This is a genomic window from Neobacillus sp. BP17, from assembly GCF_059579525.1.
Window position 1 is genome coordinate 1164116 of record NZ_CM184198.1, and the last position, 21191, is coordinate 1185306.

Here is a 21191-nt window from a genome sequence, read left to right on the forward strand (position 1 = left end):
AATAAAGAAATGGTAAAAGGATTTAAAAAGAGGCAAAATAAAGGTAATAAAGTTTAATATGTTAAAGTGAAAGTAGGAGATGGTGATATGTCAGAAGATGAATTATTCTCAAATAAGGCATCTAATGTTTATGAAATATATTCAAAAATACTCGATTTATTGAAAGAAATTGGACCTTTTGAAATTGAGTTTAAAAAGACTTCTATACATCTTTTGAATAAATCTGCCTTCGGAGGAGTTCATCCAAAAAAGAAATGGTTAGATTTTAATTTAGTAACAAACCATCAAATTGAACACGAGAAGATTACTAAAATTGAACAAGTTTCAAAAAACAGATTTCACAATAACTTTAGATTTCATAGTGAAGACGAACTAAATCAAGAGTTTTTAGTTCTTTTAAAAGAATCATATCAATTAATGAGTTAATTAGAAAAAGGATAATGAAAAAAACATTGGAATATCAGATATTCTTTCATCGAATGGGCTTTCCTCATCACTGTTTAAACTATACAGAAAAAAATTAGGGAAAGAGGTGTAACGATGAATTAGCATACTCATTCCCTGTTTATATCACGGTCATCAAAGAATATTTAAGTACCCATTTAATTCTGAGGGATCTTGGTTATACACAAGTTTCCATGCCTCAAGGAGAGTTTCTTTTGTTACTTTTAGTGCCGGTACAGCTACATAAGCCGGTGCTGGTTTGCCGAGCAGTGCATAACCGGCCAGGATTGCCTCGGCCACTCCTTGATGGTAGGGCATCTGCGAACCCGAGCCCTTGATAAGTTCATCTTTAGCAATTTCTATAGCGGTATTGGTACTCAAATCGATTGTCGTAATAACTAAATCATGTTTTCCTAGGGCACGGGCTGAGGCCATAGCACCTTCCGCTACCAAATCCCATACAACAAAGATTCCCTTCAAATCGAGGTGTTGAGAAATCATAGCGTCTGTAAGCTCTTTCCCATCATTCGGACTAGTAAAACCGCTGCGGACTACGATTTGAATGTCAGGATAACTTTCTCTAATCGTTTTTTCAAAAGCCATTAATCTTTGTTTCGTTACAAAAAAATCAGCATCGTAGTATATGACCCCAATCTTGCCTTTAAAACCTATTTTCTCTGCCATAATGTCGGCTGCATAAGACCCGTTTCCATAATTGTCGGCTGAAACGACGCTTACATAATCCTTACCCGCTTCCAACCCGTATGGTGTATTGTCCATAAAAACCAGCTTCACACCTGATTGAGCTGCGGTTTGAAAGGCACCCGCGGTTGATAACGGATCGATTGGAAGACTAACAATAATATCCGGTTTTTTTGCTAATATCTCTTGAATGTCTACAACTTGCTTTTCCCAGTTCAGTTCGGCATCAGTTACAGCCACGACCCTAATCCCCATTTTATTAAAAGTTGTCTTCAATCCTTCAATTTGTGCTCTTGCCCAATTATTCCCGGTATAGTGCATGGCAATAGCAGCTGTATAGTTCTTTTCTCTTAGCTTTTTTAAATCTTTCATAGACAACTGCAATGTCTTGGCAGATACCGCTTCCTCTCCATTTGGTCCGGTACTTAAAATTTTATGTTCGGGTATATTTTGATTAATTGTACTAGTTAAAGTTTCGTAAATAGTTGTTAAGAACTCCTTTACATTAATAGGTTTTGTCAGATAATTATCAAACCCCTTGCCTAATGTCTGCTGGATGTCCTGAGGCATGGCATTGGCACTGACAGCAATAATCGCTATATCCTTCGTGTTTTCATCCTGTTTTATAAGGTCAAACACCTCATAGCCATGCATATCTGGGAGGTTAAGATCTAGTAAAATTAAATCTACTTTTTCAGTCCTAGCCAGTGCCAATCCTTCTTTTCCGGAACGAGCAGTTAAGATCGTATAGGATGGCTGGGATTTCAGGATGTTTTTCACAAGGTGTAAGTTAGATTCATTATCTTCCACATACAGCAAACCATAGTGATCTGACTTAGGATTCTTTGTTGGTAAATCCATCACTTCTTCCCCCCATTTCATCGCGGTCGTTAAATCATGGGGAAGGGGGAGGCTAAAGCGAAAATCGCTGCCGATTCCTTTTTGGCTCGTTACACTAATTTTTCCACTCATAAGTTGGACAAGTTGCTTTACTAAAGACAATCCAATGCCCGTACCTTCCTCTTGTGTCCCTTCAATCCGATAGAATGGGACAAACACTTTCTGATATTCTTCCACTGAAAGCCCGACTCCTGTATCCGCGATATGAATAACAGCCTCGTTTTGTTTCATATAAGAGAAAATCATGACTTTGCCGTCTTCCCGGTTATATTTGATGGCATTATCGAGAAGATTAAGAAGGATTTGTTTCAGGCGAATCGGATCGGCAAGAACGGTTACTGTTTCCGAATGGTCCATTTGATTATGAATTGTAATTCCTTTTTTCATGGCAAGCGGCAGCACGATATGGATACATTCATTGATAATGGTCAGCAGATCTACCTCTTCAATTGAAACTTTTAATTGGCCTGTATCGATTCTGGATAAATCTAAAATATCATTAATTAAGCTTAATAGATGCTTCCCTCCGCTTAAGATCTCTTGGACAAAGTCCTGCTGCTCCTCATTTAGGGTTTCATCTATTTCTAATAGCTGGGCAAAACCAAGGATTCCGTTCAAAGGGGTCCGGAGTTCATGACTCATTTTGGAAAGAAAGTCTGATTTGGTTAGGTTTGCTTTTTCCGCCGCTTCTTTAGCCTGAATGATTGTTTGTTCCATCTTTTTTCGTTCGGTAATATCCGATATGGTCACAAGCGCTGCTTGTTCCCCGTCATTATGTAATTTAAGTGGTTTTGAAGTAATGGAAAGCCATTTAGTCCCATTATTTCGATCGCTTACTCCCAAGACATAATCATGGAAAGGAATCCCCTGTTCGAGGGTGATGATTCCAGGCAATTCTGAATAGGGCAGGGAGGATCCGTCTTCTTTTACATAATCTAATTTGCTTACATTTGCTTCCGTTAATAAATCGGATTTAATACCAAGTACTTTTTCAACATTTTCATTAAGCGCAATGATTCTGCCCGACTTTTTATGAATAATGACGCATTCAGACATGGTTTGTAAAACTTCTTTATATAAATTTTCGTTAGGGGTGATTTCCATTGTTATACCCTGCCTTCCGAAAGAATAGTCATGGATTTTCCTGAAGCCATAGCTTTAGTATAGTCCACGGTAATTCTTCTTTAAAACTGCAAAAAACCACCATATCTATTTAATCGTAAAATACTTCCTATCCGGCTTAAACTGCCTTATACTGAGAGTAGTTAGTTTGACAGCGATTCCAAATAGTAATTTGTTAGCTATTAATTTTTATATTAATGTTCCACTTAAATAGAAGCTTTTAATATGAGGTGATCTTTTGAGAGTTTTAATTGCAGAGGACCATGCACCATCGAGAAAACTATTGAAGCATCTCATTAAACCTTTGCAGAGTTATGAAATGGTTGGAGAAGCCGTTAATGGTGAGGATTTAATTTGCAAGGTGACGATAGAAAAGCCAGACATCATTTTGGTAGATATTAATATGCCATTGTTGAATGGGATGGAAGCGGTGAAATCTTGTAAAAAAGTAGTTCCGTCATTGCAAGTTATCTTTATCACCGGGCATGATGAGTTTGCCTTAGAAGCCTTTAGTGTAAATGCAATCGATTACATTGTCAAACCTATTGACCGTGACCGTCTTTATGTAGCATTAGGACGAGCAGCTGCACTTGCTAAGACTCCAGCAGAAAGCGAGCGCCCAACCGTTAAGAAGGATTTAATGGTTAAACAGTCCAATCAGTTTTCTTTTATCCCGTTAGATGACATTATTTTTATTGAACGAGCGGACCGAAAGGCCGTCATCCATACAATTGATCAAAAAGTAGAGGTAAATGAGGCGCTAACGAATCTTGAAGAACTCCTTGATTCCCGTTTTGTAGCCTCCCATCGTTCCTATATTATTAATTTGCAATATTTAAAGAGGATTGAAACGACAGGGCAAACGTACAAAGCATATTTTAAAAATTATGAGGAGACAGCAAAAGTTTCCAAGAATAAGTTAGCAGAATTACAAAAAAATAAATCGTTGTGAGGTCCGGGTTTATCGGACCTCAATTTTTTTGTTTTTTTAAAAAATTTATGATTTTATTGTTCGAATGAACGATGATTGTGTCTAAAAGGATAGAAAACGACTTCAGTTGGAAAAAAACCTTGTCGGAAGATGATTAGACGACAATTTTGTAATCGATTACAATTCAAATATAGAAACAGGAAAGGACAAATCACAAAGATGGTAGGGATTGTAGATGTAGCAAAGAAGGAAATTGATTCTGCTAAAACCATTCTAGTTGTTGTGCCTGACATTACAAATCCTTTTTTTTCAAAGGTGTTTAGGGGGATTGAAGCAGTAGCGGTTACAAATGGATATCAAGTTATACTCGGCGATACAGACAATGATCTGGAAAGAGAAAAGTGGTTTTTAAACCTTTTGGATCAAAAAAAAGCAGATGGAATCGCTTTATTAACTGCCCAAACGGATGCAGCAACCGTTAAAGAGGCGGCCCAAAAATTTCCGTTGGTCCTTGCGTGTGAGTATATGGAAGGTTCCAACATCACAACTGTTTCGATTGATAACATAAGCGGTGCCAGAAATGCAACGGAATATTTAATTGATTTGGGACACGAAAGAATTGGCTGCATAATTGGACCTCTTAATAGTGTCTTGAACCGAGACCGTCTCAAAGGATTTTATCAAGCAATGTCAAGCAACAACCTTATCGTGGATCCTGTGTTAGTCCAGGAAGGTGATTTCTCTTTTGAAAGCGGTTTTAACCTTATGATGAAGTTTTTTGCCATTGGTCAACTCCCATCTGCGATTTTCGCTGCCAATGATGAAATGGCAATGGGAGTCATTAAAGCCATTAAATCTAAGGGACTTAAGGTGCCAGAGGATATTTCGGTTCTCGGTTTTGATAATCTGAAATTCTCGTCCATATTCGAACCAGGTCTGACAACGATTGCCCAGCCCGCGTTTGAAATTGGTGAGAAAGTGGCGGAATTACTATTGAAGCTCATCAACAAAGAGGAAATCAAACACGAGCAAATGTTTTTAGCTAACCAGTTGATTGTAAGACAGTCTTGTCAGCAGTATGCGAAAATTTTTTAGAAAAAAATGTAATCTATTACATTTTTTGAAGCCCATAGAAGCCTGGTTTTATAACTTAAATGAATGTAATCCATTACTAGTAATATTCTATTAAGCTTACATTTATAAAAAGGGGGTGGTGCCACACTTATAGATTGTAAGGTGGTACCGACAAATAAAGAGCTTCAACTAAATAACTACTATAGTGGGGGTAATTAAATGAAAAAGAGTTTTTCTTTTACAGTTTTACTGTTACTTGTTTTAAGTGTTTTTCTTGCAGGGTGTGGGGGAAAAAAATCTACATCTGAACAAGCGAGCACGGAGAAGAATGAAAACTACTCAGAAACAGCTTCAGGTCCATTAACGATCAATCCAAAGATTCCTGATTTAGCGGTACAAGATAAAGGGCCGAACGGAGAACAGGCCGTTTCAGCTAAGACATTGCAGCTTACGGAAGATGAGCTAAAGAAGATTAAAGAAGGTAAATATAAAGCGGCGATTGTTATGCACTACTCTGGTACTGACTATATGAATGCCGCAGTTGGTGCGATGAAGGATACATTTAAGAAGATGGGCATCAAGATCGTTGCTGTAACAGATGCACAGTTCAAAGCGGAAAAGCAAGTAAATGATATCGAAACCGTTTTAGCGAAAAAGCCGGACATTATGATTTCTGTTCCAGTTGATGCCGTATCTACCGCACCAGCTTATAAAAAGGCTGTTGCCCAAGGCGTAAAGTTAGTATTCATGGATGGTGCTGCACAAGGTTTAGTTGCAGGTAAAGATTACATCAGTATTGTGTCTGGTGACAACATGGGTAACGGAGCAACCGCAGCAGACATTATGGCTGAAAAACTTGGCGGAAAGGGTAAAGTCGGCATTGTGTATCACGATGTAAACTTCTTTGTAACCAAAAACCGTTCTGATGCTTTTGAAAAAAGAATCAAAGAAAAATATCCAAATATTGAGATTGTCGCAAAAAGTGGGATTACTGGTCCAAATCAGGCAGAAGAAGTAGCATCTGCTATGTTAACAAGACACCATGATATTGATGGTATCTTCGCTCCATGGGATGTACCGGCTGAAGGTGTTATGGCTGCAGCAAGAACGGCTGGCAGGGATGATCTAGTTGTTACAACAGTTGATTTAGGTACAAACGTAGCTATCTCCATTGCACAAGATGGAATTGTTAAAGGTCTTGGAGCACAGCTCCCATATGACCAAGGTGTAGCTCAAGCAATCCTTGCCGGCTATGCCTTATTAGGAAAAGAAGCACCAGCGTATGTCGCTTCACCATCCATCAAAGTTACGAAAGAAAATGTCTTAGATGAATGGAAGTTAATCTACGGAACAGACGCTCCTGAAACAGTAAAAAATGCGATGAAATAATTTTAAAAAAAGGATAGGGGCTGCTTTTGAAAGCAGCCTCTAACATAAAAAGAAGGTGGACTTGGATGGAACAACCGATTCTCGAAATGAGAGGTATTAATAAAGCTTTTAATGGGATTACCGTTTTAAACGATGTCCATTTTTCCGTCAAAAAAGGTGAAGTTCACGCCTTGATGGGGGGAAATGGTGCCGGGAAATCGACGTTAATGAAAATCCTCACAGGCGTATACTCTGTAGACAACGGCGAGATTTTAATTGAAGGAAAACCGGTAAGCATTAAAAGTTATGATGATGCTCAAAAGAATAATATATCGATGATTTTCCAAGAGTTTAGTTTAATTCCTACCCTTACCGTCGCCCAAAACATCTATCTTACTCGTGAGAAGAAAACATCATTAGGGCTGCTCGATGATAAGGATTGTGAGAAGAAAACAGAAAAATTGCTAGAAGAATTAGGCGTAGATATTAGACCAAATGATGTAGTTCAAAATTTGGGGGTTGGCTACTGGCAGATGACGGAAATTGCCAAAGCACTTTCCCAAGAAGCAAAGATTCTGATTATGGATGAGCCAACCTCGTCCTTAACCAAAAATGAAACGGAAGTACTCTTTAGTTTTATTAACAAATTGAAAGCAAAAGGTTATTCCATCATCTATATTTCTCACCGGATGGATGAAATCTTTGAAATATGTGACCGAATCACGATTATGCGTGATGGCCGTTATATAACAACAGAAAATTGCAGTGAAACCGATCTTGATACTGTAATTTCACATATTGTCGGTATGCAATTTGACCAAGCATTTGAATGGAAAGAACGTTTCTATGCAACGGACGTGCCGCCGATTTTTGAAGTAAGAAACTTAAATGCTGAACATGTCCAAGATATTAATCTAAAAATTCAGCCGGGTGAAATTGTCGGAATTGCCGGGTTAATGGGAAGCGGCCGGACGGAATTACTTCGAAATCTCTTTGGGATTGACCCAATTAAGAGTGGAGACATCTACATCAATGGTCAAAAACAATCCATTAAGAATCCAAAGAATGCGATAGAAGCCGGACTTGCACTGATTCCGGAGGACCGCCGGATGCAAGGATTGGTTCTTGAACATAGTGTCAAGGATAATATGATTCTTCCAATACTTTCGAAGGTGAAAAAAGGAGCATTTATTGATAGTAAGAAGTCCAATGAGATTAGTAATGAATTTGTAAGGAAGTTAAATATTAAAACAGATAATATTTTTAAAAAGGCCGGGTTGTTATCGGGCGGTAATCAGCAAAAAATTGTTCTAGCCAAATGGCTGGCGAACGACCCTACTGTCTTGATGTTGGATGAACCAACAATTGGTGTGGATATAGGTGCAAAAACGGAAATTGTTGAAATTATTCGAGCTATGGCCGAAAACGGCAAGGCGATCCTTGTGGTTTCCTCCGAGCTCCCAGAACTGCTTGCTTTGAGTGACCGAGTGATCGTTATGCATGATGGGAAAATTAAAAAGGAAATGACCCGCAGGGAGATTAAATCAGAGGAGGAATTACAATATGCAATCCAAGGTTTCTAGTATTCAAAAGCCAGCAACTCCTGCGTTGAAAGGATTCGAGTGGCGTAATTATATTGTCTATTTTGCCTTCGTGGGCGTATTAATCTATTTTTCTATCAGCTTAAGTGATGAAGGGTTTTTAACTTCAGGTAACTTATTAAACATTGTTAGACAAACTGCGACGATTTCTTTGATGGCGTTAGCGATGACATTTGTTATTAGTACAGGAGAAATCGACCTTTCTGTCGGATCCATCGCTGCCCTTTCTTCTCTGGTAGGTGCATTAGCCATCCAAGCTGGTTATGGCATCATTGGTGGACTTATCGGCGGTGTTGGTACAGGTCTTGTGGTTGGATTAATCAATGGTCTGCTTGTAACAAAAGTAGCGATTCCTTCCTTCTTGGTAACACTGGGAACGATGGGAGCCATTAAAGGTGCTGCGATGTGGGTTACAGATACTGCTCCAGTTCCGATTGTAGACGCAAATTTCAATTTCATCTTTGGTTCAGGGGACATTGGTCCAATTCCAGTTTTACTAATTTGGACTCTAGTATTTACAGTGATTGCCCATATCTTACTTCGTAAGACATCCTTTGGCCGTCAGGTATTAGCAACAGGAGGAAATGAAAATGCTGCAAGATTCTCTGGCGTAAAGACAATGAATATAAAGCTAATGGTATTCCTTGCAACTGGTTTAATGGCTGGTTTAGCTGGTCTCCTTTATGCGGGCCGTATGAATGCCGGACGTTTTTCCTTCGGTGAAGGGGATGAGCTTTCTGTTATTGCTGCGGTTATCCTTGGTGGGACAAGCTTGTTTGGCGGTGTAGGAACAATCATCGGAACGATTGTTGGTTCCCTAATGATTGGTACGATCAATAATGGTTTGATTATCATGGGTCTTGATGTCAGCCAGCAAATGATTATCAAAGGAATTATCATTATCCTGGCTGTGGCATTCGGTAAGAAAGCGATGAAGAGGTAATTTTTAATAGAGGTTTCCGCGGAATAATAGCAGAATTCTGCGGAATTCCCTTGGAAATTGACAAAATTAATGAGAAAACTGGCGGAATTTCCTCGGAAATTGGCGGAATTAATGATAAAAGCGGCTGTATTCTTTTCAAAAAAAGCAAAATGACCCTATAAGGTCTATCAATTTTGCATCCTTGAACAACACGATCAACTTTTGAACAGGAGGAAGAAAGGTGGAGAAGATTAAAGTTGGTATCATCGGTACTGGATTTATCGGGCCGACTCACATAGAAGCCATCAGAAGGCTTGGTTTCGTAGAAGTAGCTGGTTTGGCGGAAACCAGTCAAGAAATGGCTGAAAAAAAGGCAGCTGAGCTTGGAATTCCGAAGGCCTTTGGTGATTACCGAGAAATGCTGAAAGACAGCGAAATCCAGGTCGTGCACAATTGCACACCAAATCACCTTCATTTTGCCATTAATAAAGAGATTATTTTAGCTGGAAAGCATGTTGTCTCAGAGAAACCACTGGCTATGAACAGTGATGAATCTGCAGAATTATTGGAGTTAGCAGAAAAACAAGGCGTCATCCATGCGGTGAACTTTAATTACAGACAGCATGCGAGTGTACAAAACTTAAAAGCGAAAATCACTGAAGGTGATCTTGGGAAAGTGAACTTGGTTCACGGAAGCTACTTGCAGGACTGGTTATTATATGAAACAGACTACAACTGGCGTTTGGCGCCGGAAGTAGGCGGAAAGTCACGCGCAGTAGCGGACATAGGTTCCCATTGGTGTGATACCGTCCAATTTGTAACAGGCAAAAGGATTGTAGAAGTTTTTGCCGATTTAGCCACTGTTGTTCCAGTAAGAAAGAAACCGACAGGAAACGTAGCTACTTTTGGGGCAAAGACGGCGGAAGATATGAAATATGAAGATGTACCAATTAATACAGAAGATTATGCATCTGTTCTTGTCCGGTTTGAGGATGGATCTAGAGGAGTCTTTACTGTATCTCAAGTCAGTGCGGGACGGAAAAATAGATTGAGCTTTGAGATTAATGGAAGTCAAGCTTCAATATTCTGGAACCAGGAAGAACCAGAGAAGCTATGGATCGGGCACCGGGATAAAGCAAATGAAGTTCTATTAGCGGATCCGGCGTTGTTTTCGCCGGAGGCAAGGTCTGCTATTCATCATCCTGGAGGGCATAATGAAGGCTGGCCAGATGCTTTGAAAAATATGATGTTGAATTTCTACTCGTTTGTTCGCGATGGCAAAATCCTGAAAACAGACAAGCCAAATTTTGCGACATTTGCAGATGGACACCTTTCGATGTGTATCACAGACGCAATCTTAGAAAGTAACCAGCAGAAGAAATGGGTGAAGGTTCAGGCTAGCAAGGAGGTACTTGCGTGAAATTAGGTGTATTTACCCCCTTGTATCAGAACCTGCCTTTTGAAGAAATGTTGGATAAACTCTCAGCCATGGGTGTGGAGGCCGTTGAATTGGGGACAGGGAATTATCCCGGCAATCATCACTGTAATCCGGATGAATTGCTTGAATCTCCTGAAAAAAGAAAATCATTCCTGAGAGCGCTTGAAACTAGGGGAATAACGATCAGCGGCTTAAGCTGCCACGGTAACCCGCTTCATCCAAATGTAAATATTGCTCAAGAATCACATGACGTTTGGCGAAAAACAGTATTACTTGCAGAACTTTTGGAAGTTCCTGTTATCAATGGCTTCTCCGGCTGTCCGGGTGATCATAAAAGTGCAAAAAATCCAAACTGGGTTACATGCTCATGGCCTCCGGAATATTTAGAAGTGCTGAACTGGCAATGGAACGAAGTCGTTATTCCTTATTGGAAAGAGGAAGCGAAATTCGCGAAAGAGCATGGCATTCAGCAAATTGCTTTTGAAATGCATCCAGGTTTTGTCGTTTATAATCCTGAAACCTTACTGAAGTTAAGGGAACATGCAGGAGAAAACATTGGAGCAAACTTTGATCCGAGCCACCTTGTTTGGCAAGGAATTGACCCGGTCGAGGCCATCAAAAAGCTTGGCAGGGAAAATGCGATTTTCCATTTCCATGCGAAGGACACTTATTTAGATCAAGCAAATATCAAGATTAATGGTGTTTTAGATACAAAGCATTATAGCCAAATTTTAGACCGCTCTTGGACATTTAGATCAGTCGGATACGGCTCGGACGAAAAAATGTGGAAAGACATTATCAGTGCCCTAAGAGCGGTGGGATATGATTATGTAGTTTCCGTTGAACATGAAGATATGCTGGCTTCCACGGACGAGGGATTAAGCAAAGCGATTACTCTCTTAAAAAGGGCCATTTTCAAAGAGAAAATTACCGAGATGTGGTGGGCTTAATTTTTTGGAAGCATGGGGACGGTGCTCTTGCTTACAAAGGGAGGGGCTGTTCCCTCCCGTAGTTCATTTCAAGGAAATATGATAGGATAATTGTTTTTCAAAATTAATGATGAATGATTGGAGGCAGTACAATGACAACAATGAATGCTGTATTTTTTCCAGGAGGTAAAAAGGTAGAGATTCGCCAGGTTGAAATTCCAACGCCTGGACAAGGGGAAGTATTAGTTCAGTTAAAAGCATCAGCGATCTGCCGAAGCGATATGAGCTTATATTATGGAACTTCCGTTTTTGAAGGAACAAAATGCGGATGCACGGTACCAGGGCATGAACCTGCAGGAGTTATCACAGAAGTAGGAGCTGGCGTTTCCAATTACAAAGCGGGTGACCGAGTTGCTATTTACTTAGCTCTTGGCTGTGGTGAATGTGCACATTGTAAGAGCGGCTACAAAATGTTCTGTAAAGAATTTAAATGTATCGGCTTTGACTCTCACGGCGGTGACGCAGAGTACATGGTGGTTCCAGCTGAAAACTGTATGAGACTGCCAGATAGCATGAGTTTTGTAACAGCAGCTGTTTCAACTGACGCTGTAGGAACCCTTTACCACGCGCAAAAGAGATTAGGGATTTCAGGAAGAGACTACCTAGTTATTTTTGGAATGGGACCTATGGGCGGCGCTGGTGTGATGATCGCTAAAGGATTAGGAGCAACGGTTATTGCTGTTGATATGCTGGATGAGCGCTTGGAGCTTGCGAAGGAATTGGGTGCGGATTATACCATCAATGGTAAAACAATGAATGTTCAAGAAGAAATCGCTCGTATTACAAAGGGTCTTGGTGCAGATGCTGCAATTGATTGTTCCGGAAGCCCTTACGGTGAAAATGATGCATTAGATTGCGTGAGAGCACATGGACGTGTCGCTTTTATCGGCGAAAGTAAAGAGACAACAATCAAACCAAGTGCGCAATTAATTCGAAAACAGATTTCTGTAATGGGTTCTTGGTACTTCCCAATTCAAGAATTTGATGAGATTGCTGAGTTTATTGTAAGAAAGAATCTGCCAGTAGAAAAGTTGGTTACTCACCAATTTAAATTGGAAGAAGCGGAAACAGCTTTCCGTATGTTTGACGAAAGAAGGACTGAGAAAGCTGTGTTTGTTTGGGAATAAACGTTAATAAATAATAAAACCTTTTGGTACTTAATTTTTGAGGAGGATCAATAAAATGAAACTTTCATTTAATACTTGGGTTTATAATTCTTTTCCATCCATGCTGCCATTTTATCCATTAGAAGAAGTGATTAGTCGAATTGCTGCATTTGGTTATGATGGAATTGAAATCGGTTGTGCGAGTCCGCATGCATGGCCTGATTATTTATCCAAGCAGAGACGTAAGGAAATTCTTCAGCATTTACAAAGAAATAATCTTAATGTTGCTGCTATGCTTCCCGCTCCTGGAGGAGGACCTGGAATAAATCCAAGTTCAGCTTTGAAAGAAGAGCGTGAATTTACAATCAATCATTACAAAGAAGTCATTCGATTAGCGCATGACTGGGAATGCCCAACTGTGATGTGGCTTGCCGGCTGGTTTGGTTTTGGTATGAACAAACAAGAAGCATGGAAATATAGCCGCGAAGGTTTGCAAGATGTGGCAAAATATGCGAAAGACCTTGGAATCACACTAGTAGTTGAACCTCAAGCTGCTGATTGTAATTTAATTGAGTCGGCAGATGATGCCCTGCAGTTGGCAGAAGAATCAGGTGAATCCAATGTGAAAGTGATGTTTGATACATTCCATGCCCTATATCGTAATGAAGTACCGAGTGATTATGTTTATAAAATGAAAGATAAGTTGCATCATGTTCATATTTCGGATGACGATCGTTTACCACCTGGACAAGGAACGGTAAATTGGGATTCCGTATTAAAAGCATTAAAGGAAATCGATTACAAGGGCTACCTCTCAATGGAGATTGGATTTGGTACTAGAAAAGCAGATCCTGATTGGTATGCAAAAACATCCATTGATTACTTGACAGAAAAGTTAAAAGGAATTGGGTGTAAGTAATAATTTATTGAAAAATAGTAATCGGGGCGGATGAAGGAGTTTAATTGCAACTGGTCCGCCCAATTAATCTATTTAAAAGGTCTATTTCATCTTCAAAGTCAAAAAAGTAGAAAAATGTAATCGGTTACACGGCAGGAGAGGATGTGATACATAAAATCGGTACAAATGCTTGAGTATTTTATTCAAAGGATTAATCAATAAAAAGCACGTAAAGGGGGCTAATTATGAAAAAGATACTATCTATTTTCACTATGATTCTTTTTATTACTAGCATCGCACTCGTCGGCTGCGGCAAGGATAGCACGACTAGCAGCGGTAGCAAAGAAACAGAGAACACAACAACAGAAGAAACAACCGCTAGTTCAGGTCCAATCACTATAAATCAAGAGATTCCAGACCAAGAGATTTTAAGTAAAGGTCCGAGTGGAGAAGCCGCCGTTTCTGCAAAAACATTGAAGCTGACGGAAGAAGAAGTACAAAAGATTAAAGAAGGAAAATACACAGCGGCGATTGTCATGCACTATGCTGGTAATGACTGGGCAACAGCACAAATCAATGGCTTAAAAGCAACCTTTGCAAAAATGGGAATTAAGGTGGTTGCCGTAACAGATGCCCAGTTCAAAGCTGAAAAACAAGTATCAGACATCGAAACGGTTTTAGCTAAAAAGCCAGATATTATTGTTGGGATCCCAGTAGATCCTGTTTCAACTGCATCCGCTTTTAAGAAAGCAGCAGATGCTGGAGTAAAAGTCGTGTTTATGGATAATAAACCCAACGGATTAGAAGCCGGCAAGGATTATGTGAGTGTAGTTTCTGCTGACAACTATGGAAATGGTGTTCAAGCAGCGGAGGTCATGGCGAAACAACTTGGTGAAAAAGGAAAAATCGGTGTTATCTATCATGATGCGGATTACTTTGTGACCAAACAGCGTACAGAAGCCTTTGAAAAAACAATCAAAGAAAAATATCCGAAAATCAAAATCGTTGAACGAGGCGGAATCATTGGCCCTAACGATGGGGAAAAAGTAGCATCAGGTATGCTTACCAAAAATCGTGACCTTGATGGAATGTTTGTCGTTTGGGACGTTCCAGCTGAAGGTGCATTAGCAGCAGCCCGTACGGCAGGAAAGAAAGATTTTGTCATTACAACTATTGATTTAGGGACAAACGTTGCCTTAGACATTGCATCAAACGGTTTGATTAAAGGTCTAGGTGCTCAGCTGCCATATGACCAGGGAATTTCAGAAGCGGTTTTAGCTGGTTATTCCTTACTTGGTAAAGAAGCACCTGCCTATGTGGCTGTTCCTGCGTTAAATGTAACGAAAGAAAATGTATTAGATGCATGGAAACTTGTTTACCATCAAGAAGCACCTAAGTCTATCAAAGGGGCAGCTAAATAATAAAACATTATTATTATCTAAATCTATTATTGGGGGTTACTATGAAAAAACTTACTTCACTAATCATTACGATACTCTTAGTCAGTAGTTTAGCGCTTATGGGGTGTGGAAAACAAAGTTCAACTGCTTCAGGTGAGCAAAAAAATGGAAAAGAAGAATCCGCAAAAATTACTTATCCGCTTACCATTAACCCTGAAATACCAAGCGATCAGAAAATTTTAAGTACAGGTCCAAATGGAGAAACAGCCACACCTGCAGCAACTTTGCAATTATCTGAAGAGGATGTAAAGAAAATTAAAGAGGGTAAATTCAAAGCGGCTATTTCCATGCACTATGCAGGAAACGATTTTTCAACTGCCATCATCAATGGTGTAAAAGAAACTTTTGAAAAAATGGGTATAGATGTTGTGGCCGTTACGGATGCACAATTTAAGCCTGAAAAACAAATTTCAGATATCGAAACCATCATGGCTAAAAAGCCAGATGTTATCGTAGCTTTACCCGTTGATCCAGTTGCTACGGCTCCTGCTTTTAAAAAGGCAGCAGAAGCTGGCGTAAAACTAGTCTTCATGGATAATGTGCCAAAAGGTTTTCAAGCAGGAAAAGATTATGTAAGCGTTGTTTCATCAGATAACTATGGAAACGGTATCTTTGCCGGCGAAATTATGGGTGATGAACTAAAAGGAAAAGGAAAGATCGGTGTCATTTTCCACGATGTTAATTTCTTTGTAAATAACCAGCGTAAAGATGCTTTTGAGAAGACCATTAAAGAAAAATATCCAAAAATTAAAATTGTTGCCCATGGTGGAATTATCACTCCTAACGATGCTGAAAAAGTTGCCTCTGGTATGTTAACAAAAAATAAAGATTTAGATGGAATTTTTGCGATTTGGGATGTACCAGCGGAAGGAACACTTGCTGCAGCTCGTACAGCAGGGAAAAATGATTTAGTTATCACTACAGTTGATTTAGGAACGAATGTGGCGCTTCAAATTGCTTCTGGAGGGAACGTAAAAGGTCTTGGAGCACAGTTACCATATGAAAACGGAGCTGCGCAAGCTCTTGTTGCCGGATATTCATTACTTGGCAAACAATTAGATCCATACTATGTTGTTCCATCGATGAAAGTTACAAAGGAAAACGTCTTAAAGGTTTGGAAAATGGCTTATCGTCAGGATGCCCCAGAAGTTATCCAAAAGGCAGCAAAATAAACATCGCTTAACCAGTAAGAAAACTAGATTACAAACTTTCAGGAAAAAAGTGAAATAGTGGCCGCTTTTATATGCGGCCACTATTTAAAAAATTTGAAATCCAGGAAAGTTACATAGACAAAATAGTGATAAGGAGATGTTCAAATGATTAAGTACTCTTACAACACGCTAGTATATGCAGGAGAAGATATTGAAACTAGTATTGCTAGACTCGCTAAATACGGTTATGACGGTGTAGAATTTGTTGGCGAGCCAGAGCAAATGGATGCAGACCGCATTAAAGGATTATTGGAAAAATATAATATTGAAGCTTCCACTATTTGTGCCATTTATAACGCTGAAAGAGATTTAGTTTCTAGTAAAGAAAATATTAGAAGAAATGCAGTCGAGTATTTAAAAAGCTGCGTTGATTTTGCCAGCAAAATCGGGGCAAAAGGAATCTCTCTCACTCCAACTGCTTGTATGAAAATTTATGGAGAGGCGGATCGAGAAACAGAAATAAAATGGGCTGAGGAAGGAATACGGGAAGCTGGTATTTATGCGGGAGAACATGGGGTTCGTTTAACAGTAGAAGCATGGAACCGCTATGAAAACTACTTAATCAATCGATTGGAGCAATCACTTGAGCTGGTCAATCGTGTAAATCTGCCAAGCGTAGGTGTGATGGGTGATACCTATCATATGAATATTGAAGAAGTCGATATTGCCGACACCATTAGAATGGTTGGAGATAAATTATATCACCTTCACATCGCTGATAGTAATCGAGCGGCACCAGGTCGCGGCCATATCGATTTTGAGCCAATCGCTCAGGCTTTACGTGATATTAATTATAGCGGTTATTTAACGATGGAGCTATTGCCTCCGTTTGCCGATCCTTTTAATGGCACTAGATGTGAAGAGTTTTATGATCAATACACTGAAGAGTCAATTAATTTCCTAAAAAACCTTTTTAAGGAGGAAAAATAAGATGGCACAAGATACAGTAGTCAACATTGAAAATGTAGAAGCTGGCTTTGATCAAAAAGTAATGAAAGCTGCCGTGTTATATGGTAAAGAGGATTTAAGATTAGAAGAAGTACCGGTTCCTGAACTTGGGGATAAGGATGTATTGATAAAAGTAAAATATACCGCAGTATGTGGTACTGATCCTCATATTTATGAAGGTCGTTTTCCAGCAAAACTTCCACTGATCTTAGGTCATGAATTTTCCGGTGAAGTGGCAAAGATTGGTTCTAAAGTGAGCTTTGTACAGCCAGGTGATCGTGTAACTGCAGATATCAATATTAGCTGTGGTACATGCTATTATTGCCGCCATGGCCAAAAATTGCATTGTGAAAAAATAACTCAATTAGGGGTACACATTAACGGAGCATTTGCCGAATTTGTAAGAGTTCCAGAGAGTAATATTCATAAGTTACCAGATTCTATGCCTTGGATCCATGGAGCCTATATTGAACCATTAGCATGTGCAATTAGCGGTCAGGATAAAGTTAATGTCCAATACGGTGAAACAGTCGCGATTATTGGCGGAGGTCCAATGGGTATCGCTCATGCCTTACTTGCAAAATTGAAAGGTGCTAGTAAAGTAATCCTTTCCGAACTAAATCCTGCGAGAATTGAATCAGCTAAAAATATTGGTGTTGATTATGTTATCAATGCAGGTGAAGAAGACCCGATAGAGGCTGTTAAAAGATTAACAGACGGACGCGGTGCTGACGTTGTTATTGAAGCGGTTGGTTCTGCCTATACTTACGCGCAAACGTTTAAATTAGTGAGAAAAGGCGGAAAAATACTGGTTTTTGGTGCAGCTCCTGCAGATGTAACAATTCCTGTAAGTCCATTTGAAATTTACAGCCGTGAATTAACCATTGTTTCCTCCTATGCAGGAACATATGACACCTTCTCTAAAGCGATTGATTTAATCGCAAACAAGCGTTTTGATCCAACTCCAATCTTCACAAATCATTTTGAATTTGCAGATGTGAAACACGGAATTGAAACGGCAGAGCATAATAAGGATATCCTTAAAACAGTAGTTAAAATCTCAGATTAATATATAGGTAGACAGAGTTCTCTTCGGTTTATGTGGGAACTCTGAATTTTTCATAATCTAAGAGGTGAATTCAAATGTTCAAATATAGTGCCACACAATGGATATATGGAAATGAAAGTTTAGAAGATAGCATAAAAAGGCTGAAGAAATATGGTTATCAAGGTGTCGAACTCGCTGGCGAGCCGTATACCATTGATATTGAGGAAACGAAAGAACTTTTATCAAAGTATGAACTTGAATGCAGTTCTATTTGTGGAATTTTTACCCCTGAAAGGGATCTTTCCTCACCAAACAACGAAATTAGAAAAAAGGCAGTCGAATATGTGAAAAGATCGGTTGATTTAGCGAAGACTTTACATGCATCAACTCTAATTGTCGTTCCTACTTGTGTTGGTAAACTTAGCCCAGAAACGACGCTTGAGGAAGAATGGAATAATGCCATTCAAAGTGTGAAAGAGGTAGGGCTGTATGCAAAGGAACAAGGAATCACCATAGCCATTGAAGCATTAAATCGTTATGAAACCTACTTAGTTAATAACCTAACCTTAGCCTTACGTTTTGTGGAGGAAGTGAATGTAGAAGGTGTAGGGGTTATGGCGGATCTGTTCCACATGAGCATAGAGGAACGAGATATGAGGGATTCGATAATGAAGATTTCACGTTATCTTGCCCATGTCCACATCGCTGATAATACAAGGGAGGCAGCGGGACTAGGACAAACAAATTTTGCACCAGTTATTTCACTGCTTAAAGAACTTGGTTATAAGGGTTATATTACGATGGAGTTCCTGCCTGCCGTGTCAAATCCTTATGTGGCTTCAGGCCTTCAAGGGGAAGCTAATGTTTTTGATGACTTCACAAAGCAATCTATTAAACATATGAAGGAAATTGTTGAAACACTATCATAAAAGATATTAAGGAAGGATCAAGCGGCGATTGGTGTTCACGAAGCGACCGCTCATTTTCAAAACTTCGTTAATATCGTCCCGGGACTATTAAGTGAACCAATCCAAGTACAACTTTTCGCTGCAAGCCAAATAAAAGGTGCCTCACTCTTAGTAGCTGTCCTTGCGTTATTAGTATCGAAAGAAAATGTATTAGATACATGGTAATTAAAATCACCAAAAATCTATTCAAGGTGCCGTAAAATAAACAACCAGCTGTGAAAATAAAGAGGCTCGATTTCTAGAGCCTCTTTTACTGTAAAAGCTCCTTATTTATTAAATAAAGCAGTCGGAGTGTACCTCTAGTCAAAAATGGATTACTAAGAATGCTATTTATAATGAAAGGGGACATACCGGCGTGGGAAAGTCTTCTGTTTTTTTAAATACTCCCCAGTTTATCAATATTAAAGGAATAAATGAAATCAGTCCATTTTGGATTAAAAAACATTCCGATCCTAATTATACAGAGATTGTGTATATTCAACAGGGGTGCGGAGAATTCATCTATGAAGGAAAACCTTTTATCGGACAAGAAGGAGACCTTATATTTATTCCCCCTTTTAGTCATATCGAAGGTAAATCTTGTACAGACAAACCTCTCAAAGGGATTAATATCTGTGTTTCGAATCTGCATATTAATGGTAATGAAAAAGGTTGTCGAACTTCTTTTTAAAAGGAGTTCGTTTTTATTAGGGATGATTCTGTTTTTTATTGGAATATTTTCAAGTGTTTACAATATCCCTTGTTTCATTTACGTAAAGTTATTGTATTTATCCATGTAATCGATTACAATAAATGTAAACGAACACTGAAGGGGAAAGCAATATATGGTCAGAATTGCGGATGTTGCAAAAATGGCAAATGTTTCAACGGCCACAGTATCCCGAGTCATAAGTAATGCAGGGACTGTAAAAAAGGAAACAGCTGAGAAAGTTTTAGAAGCCATAAAAGAATTAAATTACCAGCCTAATATGCTGGCAAGACAATTAAGAAGATCTGAAACCAAGACAATTCTTGTGGTGGTTCCTGATATAACCAATACTTTCTTTTCTGCGGTGCTGCGCGGAATTGAATCCGTTGCCATCGAAAACGGATATCAAGTACTTCTAGGAGATGCGCGAAACGATGTCGAAAGCGAAACTAGTTTTTTAACAATATTAGGTCAGAAAAAAGCAGATGGGTTGATATTATTAACGGCAAGGACCGATCAAAAAATATTAGAAGATTTATCCCGGGATTACCCTGTAGTATTGGCGTGTGAATACTATGAGGGTTCCAAGCTGCCTACGGTCTCCATTGATAATGTTAGCAGTGCAAGAAAGGCAACTGAATATTTAATTAGCTTAAACCACAAGAGAATTGGACATATTTCCGGACCCTTGAATATTGTCGTTGGACGAGATCGATGCAGGGGGTTTCATCAAGCAATGGCGCAACATGGCCTGTCTGTGGATTCAAGTTTGGTACAGGAAGGAGAATTCTCTTTTGAAAGTGGTTTTAATTTAATGATGAAATTTTTATCACTAGAGAATCCTCCTACAGCCCTTTTTGCCGGTAATGATGAAATGGCTATGGGTGCCATTAAAGCCGCTAAATCTAAAGGTTTAAGAGTTCCAGAAGATTTATCTGTTGTTGGCTTTGATGATATTCAATTTGCATCGATTTTTGAACCTGCTCTAACAACCGTGGCACAACCAACGTTTGATATGGGTCAAAAAGCGATGCGTTTACTGTTAAAATTAATTAAAGATGAAGAAATAGAGAAAGATCAATTTATTCTTCCTGATAAGCTCATTGTCCGTGAATCTTGCAAAGAACTTACCGTTGAAGAGTAGTTTAGCTATTCCTGTTAGAATTAAAATAATTAAAAACAAAAGGGGAGTGAACTTAATAATGGTTCACTCCCTATTTATCATTATTAGGGGACCAGCGATTCCATTGGTTCCAGAACAGTTGTAATCATTTTGATAAAAAAAGAATCAAGGAAGTTTTAAAAAAAATATTGAATTCTATACTGTAATCGATTACAATTAGGGTGTCGAAAAAAAAGAGTAAAATATTTTA

The 21191-nt window shown here is 39.1% G+C and carries 18 protein-coding genes; 17 read left to right on the top strand and 1 reads right to left on the bottom strand.

The genetic code is table 11. The features are described from left to right. Positions 1 to 87 precede the first annotated feature (87 nt). Entirely contained in the window at positions 88 to 426 is a 339-nt protein-coding gene (locus tag AC4QJR_RS05495; RefSeq protein WP_496525570.1) for a DUF5655 domain-containing protein, read from the top strand. 153 nt (positions 427 to 579) lie between these two features. Here AC4QJR_RS05495 and AC4QJR_RS05500 read toward each other — a convergent pair whose 3' ends face one another. After that, positions 580 to 3150, bottom strand: coding sequence for a substrate-binding domain-containing protein (locus tag AC4QJR_RS05500; protein WP_496525571.1), 2571 nt, complete (start codon positions 3148 to 3150; stop codon positions 580 to 582). 256 nt (positions 3151 to 3406) lie between these two features. Between AC4QJR_RS05500 and AC4QJR_RS05505 the strand changes: the two genes are divergently transcribed. From AC4QJR_RS05505 to AC4QJR_RS05580, 16 genes are all read left to right on the top strand, one after another. Further along, positions 3407 to 4120, top strand: coding sequence for a LytR/AlgR family response regulator transcription factor (locus AC4QJR_RS05505; protein WP_496525572.1), 714 nt, complete (start codon positions 3407 to 3409; stop codon positions 4118 to 4120). Between the two features lie 198 nt (positions 4121 to 4318). Beyond that, entirely contained in the window at positions 4319 to 5194 is an 876-nt protein-coding gene (locus AC4QJR_RS05510; RefSeq protein WP_496525573.1) for a substrate-binding domain-containing protein, read from the top strand. A 198-nt stretch (positions 5195 to 5392) separates the two neighbouring features. After that, entirely contained in the window at positions 5393 to 6562 is a 1170-nt protein-coding gene (locus AC4QJR_RS05515; RefSeq protein ID WP_496525574.1) for a substrate-binding domain-containing protein, read from the top strand. A gap of 65 nt (positions 6563 to 6627) precedes the next feature. Further along, positions 6628 to 8124: a sugar ABC transporter ATP-binding protein gene (locus AC4QJR_RS05520; protein ID WP_496525575.1), complete on the top strand. Its 1497-nt coding sequence runs from the start codon at positions 6628 to 6630 to the stop codon at positions 8122 to 8124. Further along, a complete protein-coding gene (locus tag AC4QJR_RS05525; RefSeq protein ID WP_496525576.1) occupies positions 8105 to 9085 on the top strand; it encodes an ABC transporter permease in 981 nt (326 codons plus the stop codon). The genes AC4QJR_RS05520 and AC4QJR_RS05525 overlap by 20 nt, the downstream gene beginning before the upstream one ends. Positions 9086 to 9305: 220 nt before the next feature. Beyond that, positions 9306 to 10484 carry a Gfo/Idh/MocA family protein gene (locus AC4QJR_RS05530; RefSeq protein ID WP_496525577.1) on the top strand — a complete coding sequence of 393 codons (1179 nt, stop codon included), beginning with the start codon at positions 9306 to 9308 and terminating at the stop codon, positions 10482 to 10484. After that, complete coding sequence (locus AC4QJR_RS05535; protein WP_496525578.1) at positions 10481 to 11452, top strand: sugar phosphate isomerase/epimerase family protein; 972 nt, start codon at positions 10481 to 10483, stop codon at positions 11450 to 11452. Before AC4QJR_RS05530 ends, AC4QJR_RS05535 begins: the two co-directional genes overlap by 4 nt. Positions 11453 to 11583: 131 nt before the next feature. Further along, on the top strand, positions 11584 to 12618 hold the full coding sequence (locus tag AC4QJR_RS05540) for a zinc-dependent alcohol dehydrogenase family protein (protein WP_496525579.1): 1035 nt from the start codon (positions 11584 to 11586) through the stop codon (positions 12616 to 12618). Positions 12619 to 12673: 55 nt separating this feature from the next. After that, positions 12674 to 13516, top strand: coding sequence for a sugar phosphate isomerase/epimerase family protein (locus AC4QJR_RS05545; RefSeq protein ID WP_375377578.1), 843 nt, complete (start codon positions 12674 to 12676; stop codon positions 13514 to 13516). 224 nt (positions 13517 to 13740) lie between these two features. Continuing rightward, the gene (locus AC4QJR_RS05550; RefSeq protein WP_098575668.1) at positions 13741 to 14916 is read left to right on the top strand and encodes a substrate-binding domain-containing protein; all 1176 of its coding nucleotides are present in this window, start codon (positions 13741 to 13743) and stop codon (positions 14914 to 14916) included. Positions 14917 to 14957: 41 nt separating this feature from the next. After that, positions 14958 to 16127 carry a substrate-binding domain-containing protein gene (locus tag AC4QJR_RS05555; protein WP_496525580.1) on the top strand — a complete coding sequence of 390 codons (1170 nt, stop codon included), beginning with the start codon at positions 14958 to 14960 and terminating at the stop codon, positions 16125 to 16127. A 144-nt stretch (positions 16128 to 16271) separates the two neighbouring features. After that, on the top strand, positions 16272 to 17096 hold the full coding sequence (locus AC4QJR_RS05560; protein ID WP_496525581.1) for a TIM barrel protein: 825 nt from the start codon (positions 16272 to 16274) through the stop codon (positions 17094 to 17096). Between the two features lies 1 nt (position 17097). Continuing rightward, on the top strand, positions 17098 to 18183 hold the full coding sequence (locus AC4QJR_RS05565) for a zinc-dependent alcohol dehydrogenase (RefSeq protein ID WP_496525582.1): 1086 nt from the start codon (positions 17098 to 17100) through the stop codon (positions 18181 to 18183). Positions 18184 to 18257: 74 nt separating this feature from the next. Then, on the top strand, positions 18258 to 19091 hold the full coding sequence (locus AC4QJR_RS05570) for a TIM barrel protein (RefSeq protein ID WP_496525583.1): 834 nt from the start codon (positions 18258 to 18260) through the stop codon (positions 19089 to 19091). 394 nt (positions 19092 to 19485) lie between these two features. Beyond that, the gene (locus AC4QJR_RS05575) at positions 19486 to 19800 is read left to right on the top strand and encodes a cupin domain-containing protein (RefSeq protein WP_496525584.1); all 315 of its coding nucleotides are present in this window, start codon (positions 19486 to 19488) and stop codon (positions 19798 to 19800) included. A 154-nt stretch (positions 19801 to 19954) separates the two neighbouring features. After that, positions 19955 to 20962 carry a LacI family DNA-binding transcriptional regulator gene (locus AC4QJR_RS05580; protein WP_496525585.1) on the top strand — a complete coding sequence of 336 codons (1008 nt, stop codon included), beginning with the start codon at positions 19955 to 19957 and terminating at the stop codon, positions 20960 to 20962. Positions 20963 to 21191 lie beyond the last annotated feature (229 nt).

Bases quoted from the DNA above. Each gene is read 5' to 3' on its own strand.
- AC4QJR_RS05495 (WP_496525570.1), top strand. From the start codon at position 88: ATGTCAGAAGATGAATTATTCTCAAATAAGGCATCTAATGTTTATGAA.
- AC4QJR_RS05500 (WP_496525571.1), bottom strand. From the start codon at position 3,150: ATGGAAATCACCCCTAACGAAAATTTATATAAAGAAGTTTTACAAACC.
- AC4QJR_RS05510 (WP_496525573.1), top strand. From the start codon at position 4,319: ATGGTAGGGATTGTAGATGTAGCAAAGAAGGAAATTGATTCTGCTAAA.
- AC4QJR_RS05515 (WP_496525574.1), top strand. From the start codon at position 5,393: ATGAAAAAGAGTTTTTCTTTTACAGTTTTACTGTTACTTGTTTTAAGT.
- AC4QJR_RS05520 (WP_496525575.1), top strand. From the start codon at position 6,628: ATGGAACAACCGATTCTCGAAATGAGAGGTATTAATAAAGCTTTTAAT.
- AC4QJR_RS05525 (WP_496525576.1), top strand. From the start codon at position 8,105: ATGCAATCCAAGGTTTCTAGTATTCAAAAGCCAGCAACTCCTGCGTTG.
- AC4QJR_RS05540 (WP_496525579.1), top strand. From the start codon at position 11,584: ATGACAACAATGAATGCTGTATTTTTTCCAGGAGGTAAAAAGGTAGAG.
- AC4QJR_RS05545 (WP_375377578.1), top strand. From the start codon at position 12,674: ATGAAACTTTCATTTAATACTTGGGTTTATAATTCTTTTCCATCCATG.
- AC4QJR_RS05550 (WP_098575668.1), top strand. From the start codon at position 13,741: ATGAAAAAGATACTATCTATTTTCACTATGATTCTTTTTATTACTAGC.
- AC4QJR_RS05555 (WP_496525580.1), top strand. From the start codon at position 14,958: ATGAAAAAACTTACTTCACTAATCATTACGATACTCTTAGTCAGTAGT.
- AC4QJR_RS05560 (WP_496525581.1), top strand. From the start codon at position 16,272: ATGATTAAGTACTCTTACAACACGCTAGTATATGCAGGAGAAGATATT.
- AC4QJR_RS05565 (WP_496525582.1), top strand. From the start codon at position 17,098: ATGGCACAAGATACAGTAGTCAACATTGAAAATGTAGAAGCTGGCTTT.
- AC4QJR_RS05570 (WP_496525583.1), top strand. From the start codon at position 18,258: ATGTTCAAATATAGTGCCACACAATGGATATATGGAAATGAAAGTTTA.
- AC4QJR_RS05580 (WP_496525585.1), top strand. From the start codon at position 19,955: ATGGTCAGAATTGCGGATGTTGCAAAAATGGCAAATGTTTCAACGGCC.